Below are 10,013 nucleotides of genomic sequence, written 5' to 3' on the forward strand. Positions count from 1 at the left end.
GAGATGATACCTCCTGTCTCGTGGGCTCGGAGATGTGTATAAGAGACAGGTGCAGAGGTGGCGTTGAATTAAACCCCAATTCGATCGCGCAGGGTGTAGTAGGCAGCGCCTATGGCGGTGAAGGGGATTTGCAGGTTACGGCCACCAAAGAACGGCAGATGTGGCAGTTTGGCAAAGGCGTCAAAACGCTCTGCATCGCCACGCATCAGCTCTGCTATCAGCTTGCCTGCCAGATGAGTACAGGTCACGCCGTGCCCGCTGTAGCCTTGCATGTAGTAGACATTGTTTTCCAACCGGCCAAACTGCGGCATGCGCGATAGCGTCAGCAAGAAATTACCTGTCCAGCGGTAATCAATGCGTACGCCTTTCAACTGCGGGAAGGTTTTCAGCAGCTTAGGGCGGATCAGGTTATCGATATCATCCGGATCGCGGGCGCCATAGACCACGCCACCGCCGTACAGCAGCCGGTTATCGCCGGTTAAACGGTAATAATCCAGCAGGTAATTGCAATCTTCCACGCAATAGTTTTGTGGGATCAGTGAGGCTGCCACTTCTGGAGCCAAGGGCTCGGTGGTGACCACTTGAGTCCCGCACGGCATACTGCGTTTGGCCAGCCTTGGCTCCAGTTTATCGCCCAGATAGGCATTCCCGGCTACGATCACGTAACGAGCGGTGACTTGGCCGTTGGCGGTGCTGACCAACGCTGGCTCTCCGTGACGGATATTGGTGACTGCGGACTGTTCGAAGATCCGTCCTCCTTGCAGGCGAATGGCCTCGGCCTCGCCCAACGCCAGGTTGAGTGGATGGATATGGCCGCCGCTGTGATCGAGTAACGCGCCAACATAGCGATCGCTGCTGACCTCCTGGCGGATACGATCGGCATCCAGCAGTTCAAGTTGCGTATTGCCGTAACGCTCCCAGTGCTGCTTTTGTTCGATCAGCGCGTGGTATTGCTTATTGTTCAGCGCGGCGAAGATCCCGCCGGGGCGATAGTCACAGTCAATGGCATAGCGCTTGATGCGGCTGCGGATAATCTCTGCGCCTTCAAACATCATGCTACCAAGCAGCTTGGCGCTTTCTGCACCGTAACGGCTTTCGATCACGTCGATGTCGCGGCTGTAGGAGTTGACCAGTTGGCCACCGTTGCGGCCGCTGGCACCAAAACCGATGCGGGCAGACTCCAGCACTACCACGTTATAACCGGCTTCAACCAGAAACAGCGCCGATGACAGGCCGGTATAGCCGCCCCCAACGATACAGACGTCACAGTCGATCGATTCATTCAACTGCGGATAAGGCTGATGGTCATTGGCCGTTGCCGCATAGTAGCTTTTTACGTGTTCAGTCATCATCAAATCCTTATTCCAGTGAAATCCAGGTGGTTTTCAGTTCGGTAAATTTATCCAGCGCATGCAGCGACTTATCACGACCGTTACCGCTTTGCTTGTAGCCGCCGAACGGCACAGTCATATCGCCATCGTTATAGTTGTTGACGAACACGGTGCCTGCTTTCAACTGGCGGGCCATGCGGTGTGCCCGTGACAAATCGCGGGTCCAGACGGCAGCGCCAAGCCCGTATTCGCTGTCGTTGGCCAATGTGAGTGCCTGTTGCTCACCGTTGAAGGTCGTGACGGCCAAGACAGGGCCAAAAATCTCGTCCCGTGCGACGTGCATCGCGTTATCCACCTGGGTGAGAATGGTGGGGCCGAGATAGCCGTGATGATCGCTTTGCGCATGGGCACGTCCATCAAGGAACAGCGAGGCTCCCTGGCTCAAACCCTGTTCGATATAGCTGGTGACTTTTTCACAGTGTTGTTGGTCGATCAGCGTACCCATGAGCGTTTGCGGATCGAGCGGGTTGCCCGGTGCGAAGACCGCTGCATGGCGTTGCAATGCCTGTAAAAAGGCCTGCTGAATACTTTCCTCTACCAGCAGCCGCGTACCGGCAATGCACACCTGGCCCTGGTTATAGAAGATCCCGGCCGCCGCTCCCTGCGCCGCCTTATCCAGGTCCGGGCAGTCGGCGAAGATAATGTTGGCACTCTTGCCACCGGCCTCCAGCCACACGCGTTTCATGTTGGATTCACCGGCGTACTTCATCAACTGCTTGGCTACCTGGGTAGAGCCGGTAAAGGCGAGAGCATCCACGTCGTTATGCAGTGCCAACGCCTTGCCCGCATCGTGGCCGAAACCAGGAATAATGTTCAGGACGCCATCCGGTAATCCTGCCTGCTGTGCCAAAGCGCCAAGATAAACCGCCGTAAGCGGTGATTTTTCCGAGGGTTTCAGCACTATGCTGTTCCCGGCCGCCAGCGCCGGGCCTAACTTCCAGCAGGCTAACAGCAGCGGAAAGTTCCACGGCACGATGGCACCCACCACGCCGATTGGCTCCCGCTGGATCAGGGCGAGCGCATCATGGCCGGTTGGGGCAATTTCGCCATACACCTTGTCGATGGCTTCGGCATACCAGCGGATACAGCGGATCGCCCCTGGAATATCATCGCGCAGGCTATGGCGGATGGGTTTGCCGGTATCTAACGTTTCCAACAACGCTAATTGCTCGCTGTGCTCTTCCATCAGGTTAGCGAATTTGAACAATGTTGCCTTGCGTTTGGCAGGGGAGGCTTGCGACCAGTCGCCGCGTTCAAACACCTCGCGCGCCGCCTTGACGGCCAAATCGATATCAATGTGGCTGCCACGGGCCATTTGTACCAGTTCACGAACCCCGGCAGGATCCTGAACGCTAAAGGTTTCCCCTTCGGCTGCCGGGAGGTAGCGGCCATTGATAAACAACCGGTTTTCAATCTTCAGGGCTTGTGCCCGTTGTTGCCAATATTCCAGGTGGTGGAAGTCCATACCTTGCTCCGTTAATCAGAATGTCGTCGGCGTATGTGCGCTGATAATTCGGCAAATGCGCGCCGAGGTGTTGCTGAAACTATGGGGGATCGCGGTGTTGATGGCGTAGCTCTGGCCTGCCCGTAGGTGAAAGCTTTGCCCATTGACCTGCAGCATCACTTCGCCTTCCAGCAGGGTGCCAATCTCTTCCCCCTGATGTTTGAGCCGTTCACCGGTGGTGGTGCCCGGATCGTAGGTTTCGATCATCATTGCCAGGGTGCGGTTAGGGTCACCGTTATGGATCAGCTTCATCGAAACTCCCTGGCTGCCGATTTCGATCAGATGGTCATGGTCGATCACGATCTGCGGCTCATGTGGCTGTTCCGGTTCGGTAAAGAAAGCCGATAGCGACAGCCCATACACTGTCAGCAGCTTTTGCAGCGTACTGATGGCCGGGCTGACCTTGTCCTGTTCAATGGTACTGATGGCGCTGTGCGTCAAGCCAGACAGTTCGGCTACCCGGCGCTGTGATAGCCCTAACTGCTGGCGGATCTGCGATAAGCGTTTCCCCGGTGCCAAGCTGACGTCGCTCATAGGCGTTTTTCCTTTTGGTAGTGCTGGCAGGCGTTAATGAATCCCTCAAACAGCAGGCGAGACAGGGCATATTCATCGCTGTTCCATTCAGGATGCCACTGCACCCCTAAGGCAAAGGGCTGATCGCGAATGCTGAGGGCTTCTACCAGGCCGTCGGCGGCATAGGCTTCAACACGCACGCTTGGGCCAAGGGTTTTGGCTCCTTGGCCGTGCAGGGAATTCACCCAGAATCGGTGGCAATCCGGCAGCAGCTGCGCCAGCAATCCTCCGTCTTGCACGGTGACTTCATGAGCAGGGGCATATTGCTGTTCCAGCGGCAGATCGTGATCTTCACGGTGCTCGAGCAGCTCGGGTTGTTCATATAAACGACGGTGTAGCGTACCTTGAGTCGCGACCACCAGCTCTTGCATACCGCGGCAAATGGCGAAAAGGGGGATGCGCCTGCTCAGTGCCTGGCCGATCAGCGCCAGGCTCAATTCATCGCGCCCAGGATCGGCGTCAGGCTCATCGCCGTTTTCACCATAAAGGTGCGGCTGCACATTACTGGGGCTGCCCGGCAGCAGGATGCCGTCGAGATGGGGCAGCAACTCTGCCAGCATTTCCGGCTCTGCCAGCGCGTGCGGCAGGGCGATCGGTAATCCTCCGGCAGCTAACACCGCATTTAGGTACTTTTCTTGCAAGGTCTGGGTGAGGTGCTGGTTTAACCTATACCTGCACATCACGACGCCGACGATTGGTCTGTTAAATATATTGCCCATGCTATCCCCTACAGGTTGTTCGAAATTATGACCGACAAGCCGTTTAATCGCCTTTTTTGTTCAATATTCACTAAATCTAGCAGTCGAATGGCCAATATTCAAACCAAAATTAACACTTGCAAAACATTTTTGTTGCATCTATGTTTCATTGGTGGACATTATATTGAGCAAGATGATCAAAACATCGAAGCCAGTAAGTGTGAGAACCACAGACCAAACACAACGGCGGGTGAAACATGCAAACCAACATCGTAGAAGTCGAAAACTTTGTGCAACACAATGAAGAAAGGCGAAGTAGCACGTTCCAGCGCGAAGTGAAGAAGTATCTGGAACGTTATCCGTTAACCCAGCATATCGACGTATTGCTGACCGATCTCAACGGCAGCTTCCGCGGCAAGCGCATCCCGGTAAGCGGGCTGGGTAAACTGGAGAAGGGCTGTTACTTCCCAGCCTCGGTGTTCGCGATGGATATTCTTGGCAACGTGGTGGAAGAGGCGGGTTTGGGGCAGGAAATGGGTGAGCCGGACCATATTTGTGTGCCGGTAGCCGGAACCCTGACGCCATCGGCGGCCGATCCGCAATATCTGGGCCAGGTACTGCTCACCATGCTGGATGAAGATGGTACTCCCTTTGACGTTGAACCGCGCAATGTGCTGAACCGAGTGTGGCAGCGTTTGCGTCAGCGCGGGTTATTCCCCGTAGTAGCGGTAGAGTTGGAGTTCTATCTCATCGATCGCCAGCGCGATCCGGAAGGGTATCTACAGCCCCCATGTGCCCCCGGCACCCAGGAGCGTAACACCCAGAGCCAGGTCTATTCGGTAGACAACCTCAACCACTTTGCCGACGTGCTGAGCGAAATCGACGAACTGGCCCGCTTGCAAGGGCTGCCGGCCGACGGTGCGGTAGCGGAAGCGTCACCGGGCCAGTTTGAGGTTAACTTGCATCACACCAATGATGTGTTGCAGGCCTGTGACCATGCCCTGGCGTTAAAGCGGCTGATACGCATGGTGGCAGAGAAGCACCATATGCATGCAACCTTTATGGCCAAGCCTTACGAGGAACATGCGGGCAGCGGTATGCATGTGCATATCAGCATGCTGGACAAGCAAGGTAACAACGTCTTTGCCGATGCGGATGGTGAAGACTCCACGCTGTTGAAGCAGGCGCTGGCTGGCATGATCGCCTTGATGCCTGCCTCTATGGCGCTGCTGGCACCCAACGTCAACGCTTACCGCCGCTTCCAGGCGGGGATGTATGTTCCCACCCAGGCATCCTGGGGCCATAACAACCGCACCGTAGCGCTACGTATTCCCTGTGGCGATCGCGACAACCACCGCGTGGAGTATCGCGTGGCGGGGGCCGATGCCAACCCATATCTGGTGATGGCAACCATTCTGGCCGGGATTGTCTACGGCCTCGACACTCAGTTACCGCTGCTTGAGCCAGTCACCGGCAACGGGCTGGAGCAAGAGGGGCTACCGTTCCCGATCCGCCAGAGTGATGCGCTGTATGAGTTCGAACACCAGCCGGTGCTCAATGCGCTGCTGGGCGAACGTTTCAGCCACGTCTATCTGGCCTGTAAGACCGATGAGCTGGGGCAGTTTGAGCGGCTGATCACCGAAACCGAAATCGAGTGGATGCTGAAAAACGCCTGACGTCCTCAGCCCGATCCTACCGCGCGCCGGCGCATTCCCGCGGGCTACCTGTGGCCTGGCGAAGCCGTGCGCGACGGTGATGACTTCTTCCAACTTGGCGTACAGGACGCCGGTGAGGAATAACCCAATGACGATAAGTGCCATCGACGATAATGGCGCGGGCAAACCGCAACTGCGCAAGACATTGAAACTGTGGCAAGTGGTGATGATGGGCCTGGCCTATCTGACGCCAATGACGGTGTTTGACACCTTCGGTATCGTTTCTGGCGTGACGGACGGGCACGTTCCGGCGTCTTACCTGTTGGCATTGGCCGGGGTGCTGTTTACCGCCATCAGCTATGGCAAGCTGGTGCGCCAGTTCCCGACCTCGGGCTCGGCTTACACTTACGCGCAAAAGGCTATCAACCCGCACGTGGGTTTCCTGGTTGGCTGGTCATCGCTGCTGGATTACCTGTTTTTGCCGATGATCAATACATTATTGGCCAAAATCTATCTTACGGCGCTGTTCCCAGAGGTCCCACCCTGGATCTGGGTGGTCGGCTTTGTGATCCTGATCACCGCCATCAACCTGAAAAGCGTCAGCCTGGTGGCAAACTTCAACACCCTGTTTGTTGTGGCGCAGGTAGCGATTATTGTGGTGTTTATCTTCCTGGTGGTACGGGGGTTGCACAATGGCGAAGGGGTTGGCCAGGTGTGGAGTCTGCAACCTTTTATCAGTGAAAACGCTCATCTATTGCCTATCATTACTGGCGCCACCATCCTGTGCTTTTCGTTTCTGGGTTTTGACGCCGTCACTACGCTGTGTGAAGAAACGCCTGATGCCGCCCGTGTGATCCCACGCGCTATCTTCCTTACCGCACTCTATGGTGGTGTGATCTTTATCGCCGTATCGTTCTTTATTCAGCTGTTTTTCCCAACACTTGAGCGTTTCAAACAGCCAGATGCGGCACTGCCGGAAATCGCGCTGTATGTGGGCGGCAAGCTGTTCCAGTCCATCTTCCTGTGCGTCACCTTTATCAACACCCTGGCTTCTGGCCTGGCTTCCCATGCCAGCGTGTCCAGGCTGCTGTATGTGATGGGGCGCGACAATGTGTTCCCGGAAAAATTCTTTGGTTACGTGCATCCTAAATGGCGCACTCCAGCGCTTAACGTGCTGCTGGTTGGTTTGGTGGCGTTATCGGCATTATCCTTCGATTTGGTGACGGCGACCGCCCTGATCAACTTTGGCGCGCTGGTGGCCTTTACCTTCGTCAACCTTTCGGTGATCAGTCACTTCTATATTCGTCAAGGGCGCAACAAGAGCTGGAAAGACCGCTTCCATTACCTGATTTTGCCGCTGGTGGGAGCGCTGACGGTAGGGATCTTGTGGCTGAACCTGGAAAAAAGTTCCTTGACCATGGGGCTGTTGTGGGCGGCGCTCGGGTTTGGCTATCTTGCCTATCTTACCCGTCGTTTCCGCCAGCCTCCTCCGCAGTTGGAGCGCCAGCCTCAGCAGTAAAGGTATGGGCGCAGCGTTGCGCCCTTTCTTTTTCCCCAGTAGGGCAGTAGAGTAAAAAACCGCGCAAAAATAACCAATTGGATCCTACGCTAATGCCTCCGTTGTCTACTTCCCATAAAGCCACCTTGCTCGGCCTGCTGGCCATTGTGTTATGGAGCAGCGTGGTTGGCCTGATCCGCAGCGTCAGTGAAGGGCTGGGGCCGGTCGGCGGGGCGGCGATGATCTATAGTGTGGGCACGCTGTTTCTGCTGGTGGTGATGGGCATTCCCAAGCTGCGCGAGTTCCGCCGTTCCTATCTGATCCTCGGCAGCCTGCTGTTTGTGCTGTATGAGATTTGCCTCTCGCTGTCGTTGGGCTTTGCCAGCAACCGCACACAGGCTATTGAGTTGGGGATGATCAACTATCTTTGGCCCTGCTTTACCGTGTTGATGGCCATCCTGTTCAATGGACAAAAGGCCAAATGGTGGGTGGTGCCTGGTTTGTTGCTTTCCCTGTTCGGGATTGGCTGGATCATGAGTGGCAGCGGCGGTTGGTCACCGGCGCAAATGCTGGCCAACGTGCGCAGCAATCCGTTGAGTTACGGGCTGGCATTCAGTGGTGCGGTGATTTGGGCCATCTATTGCAACGTGACCAAGAGGATCGCCCAGGGCAAAAACGCGGTGGTGCTGTTTATCTCCCTGACCGCGCTGGCGCTGTGGCTGATTTATCCTTTCAGTAATGAAAGCGGCATGAACTTTAGCCTGCCGGTTGTGGTGGCGTTGCTGTGCGTGGGGACGGCGATGGGGGCTGGCTATGCAGCTTGGAACGTCGGGATCCTGCATGGCAATATGACGCTGCTGGCGACCGTATCTTACTTTACCCCGGTGTTGTCATCGGTATTTGCCGCCGTGGTACTCAGCACCGCGCTGACCCTCAACTTCTGGCAGGGGGTGATGATGGTAACGCTAGGATCGCTGATTTGCTGGTGGGCGACTCGCGGCAACTGAGGCCTGTTTTTTACCTGCGCAGGCGGCAGAATAATGAATTTCGAGCTAATCTCAAGGTAAGTGTTCTGCCAGAAGGAACGGGGAAATGAGAAAAGATATTCAATTTATTCAGCAACCAGCGCTTAATGGCCACAGTTTCAGCACCGGCGATATCGTCCGACTGACCACCGCTAACCTGCCGCATGAATACCAGTTGGATGTGATGATCCTGCGCCGTGACGACAAGCTGATCCATGGCTCGGTAGTCGTGGCCTCGCCGAAAATCGATATCCCGGTCAGCCAATGGGAAATTGCCACGGGTGATGAGGTGGTGTTCCGGCAAGAGAACATTGCCAAAGCTGTGCCCGGAGCTCGCTGAAAAAACCAACTGGTTAGCCATATAATGGGGCGTATGCTGCCCCTGCCTGCCACTAAGCCGACATAAGCGTCGGCTTTTTTACGCGATTTTTAACCCCTGGTTAAAAGTTGGTGTTGAACATAAAGACACCAAAAATCGTCGTTTGAAATTTATCGATATGATGAAAATCACATCAAAAATGTTTTGCACTGCAATTTATTTTAAAAAATGAGAACGCAATCGATTACGTAATAGTAAAATGCCTAACTAGATCACAGATTATTACAGCGAGAGCTTTCTATAATGCGCACGGCAACCGGCAATAGGTAACCGTTTGTTTACAGCAGGCGTCGCCAGACTCATATCATTCTAACGGGCAGGGAATTGGCCCACTCAGCATGTGGTAATAAAATGAAGAAAATAGCTCTCGCAGCAGGTGTGCTTCTCTCCGCGTCTTTCAGCCCCGCTTCCATGGCGGCAGAAAGCAAAGACAGCCAGTATCTTTCAGACTGGTGGCATCAGAGTGTCAACGTAGTAGGCAGCTACCATACCCGCTTCGGGCCGCAGCTGAACAATGACGTGTATCTGGAGTATGAAGCCTTTGCCAAGAAAGACTGGCTGGATTTCTATGGCTACGTGGACGTGCCAAAGTTCTTCGGCACCGGTAACACGCCAAACCGTGGTATCTGGGATAAAGGCTCACCGCTGTTTATGGAGATCGAGCCACGCTTCTCCATCGACAAACTGACCGGCACCAACCTGGGCTTTGGGCCGTTCAAAGAGTGGTATTTTGCCAACAACTACATTTACGACATGGGGCGTAACAACGCCTCCCGTCAAAGCACCTGGTATATGGGGCTAGGCACCGATATCGATACCGGTCTGCCGATGAGCCTGTCGATGAACATTTATGCCAAATACCAATGGCAGAACTATGGTGCATCCAACGAGAACAGCTGGGACGGCTATCGCTTCAAGGTGAAATACTTTGTGCCGTTGACCGAAATGTGGGGTGGCAACCTGAGCTATATCGGTTTCACCAACTTTGACTTTGACTCCGATCTGGGCAGCGACAACTTCGTAGTGGATGGCCGCCAGGCGCGTACCAGCAACTCTATCGCCTCCAGCCACATTTTAGCGCTGAACTACGATCACTGGCATTACTCCTTCGTGGCACGTTACTTCCATAACGGTGGTCAATGGAATGATGGGGTGGATATCGGTACGCCGCAGGGGCCAATCAAGTCTACCGGCTGGGGCTGTCTCTTATACACATCTGACACTGCCGACGATGCCAACTAAAAAGGGGGGGGGGGGGGGGGGGGGGGGGGGGGGGGGGGGGGGGGGGGG

At 55.2% G+C, this 10,013-nt stretch carries 9 protein-coding genes; 5 read left to right on the forward strand and 4 right to left on the reverse strand.

All coding sequences use genetic code 11. The features are described from left to right. Window positions 1-68: 68 nt before the first annotated feature. The 4 genes from JHD74_RS24520 to puuD are packed head-to-tail and all read right to left on the reverse strand — an operon-like array spanning window position 69 to window position 4,187. Window positions 69-1,349, reverse strand: a complete 1,281-nt coding sequence (locus JHD74_RS24520; protein ID WP_024529959.1) for an FAD-binding oxidoreductase — start codon at window positions 1,347-1,349, stop codon at window positions 69-71. A gap of 10 nt (window positions 1,350-1,359) precedes the next feature. Beyond that, complete coding sequence (puuC, locus tag JHD74_RS24525) at window positions 1,360-2,856, reverse strand: aldehyde dehydrogenase PuuC (protein WP_199063728.1); 1,497 nt, start codon at window positions 2,854-2,856, stop codon at window positions 1,360-1,362. Window positions 2,857-2,871: 15 nt separating this feature from the next. Further along, window positions 2,872-3,429: an HTH-type transcriptional regulator PuuR gene (gene puuR / locus JHD74_RS24530; protein WP_021178245.1), complete on the reverse strand. Its 558-nt coding sequence runs from the start codon at window positions 3,427-3,429 to the stop codon at window positions 2,872-2,874. Next, window positions 3,426-4,187, reverse strand: a complete 762-nt coding sequence (gene puuD, locus JHD74_RS24535) for a gamma-glutamyl-gamma-aminobutyrate hydrolase (RefSeq protein ID WP_021178244.1) — start codon at window positions 4,185-4,187, stop codon at window positions 3,426-3,428. The genes puuR and puuD overlap by 4 nt, the downstream gene beginning before the upstream one ends. A 236-nt stretch (window positions 4,188-4,423) precedes the next feature. Here puuD and JHD74_RS24540 point away from each other — a divergent pair, with 236 nt between their 5' ends. The 5 genes from JHD74_RS24540 to JHD74_RS24560 all read left to right on the forward strand — a co-directional run bounded on the left by JHD74_RS24540 (window position 4,424) and on the right by JHD74_RS24560 (window position 9,965). Continuing rightward, a complete protein-coding gene (locus JHD74_RS24540; RefSeq protein ID WP_199063729.1) occupies window positions 4,424-5,842 on the forward strand; it encodes a glutamine synthetase family protein in 1,419 nt (472 codons plus the stop codon). A 127-nt stretch (window positions 5,843-5,969) separates the two neighbouring features. Then, window positions 5,970-7,340, forward strand: a complete 1,371-nt coding sequence (locus JHD74_RS24545; RefSeq protein ID WP_074030934.1) for an APC family permease — start codon at window positions 5,970-5,972, stop codon at window positions 7,338-7,340. Window positions 7,341-7,432: 92 nt separating this feature from the next. Then, window positions 7,433-8,326: an aromatic amino acid DMT transporter YddG gene (gene yddG / locus JHD74_RS24550; protein ID WP_074030935.1), complete on the forward strand. Its 894-nt coding sequence runs from the start codon at window positions 7,433-7,435 to the stop codon at window positions 8,324-8,326. Window positions 8,327-8,411: 85 nt separating this feature from the next. Further along, complete coding sequence (locus JHD74_RS24555) at window positions 8,412-8,684, forward strand: hypothetical protein (RefSeq protein WP_024529966.1); 273 nt, start codon at window positions 8,412-8,414, stop codon at window positions 8,682-8,684. Between the two features lie 390 nt (window positions 8,685-9,074). Beyond that, window positions 9,075-9,965 (forward strand): nucleoside-specific channel-forming protein Tsx, encoded by an 891-nt coding sequence (locus JHD74_RS24560; protein WP_199063730.1) that lies wholly within the window; start codon window positions 9,075-9,077, stop codon window positions 9,963-9,965. Window positions 9,966-10,013: the final 48 nt, after the last annotated feature.

This window comes from Serratia sp. ASV30 (genome assembly GCF_016428815.1).
Classification (GTDB): Bacteria; Pseudomonadota; Gammaproteobacteria; order Enterobacterales; family Enterobacteriaceae; genus Chania; species Chania fonticola_C.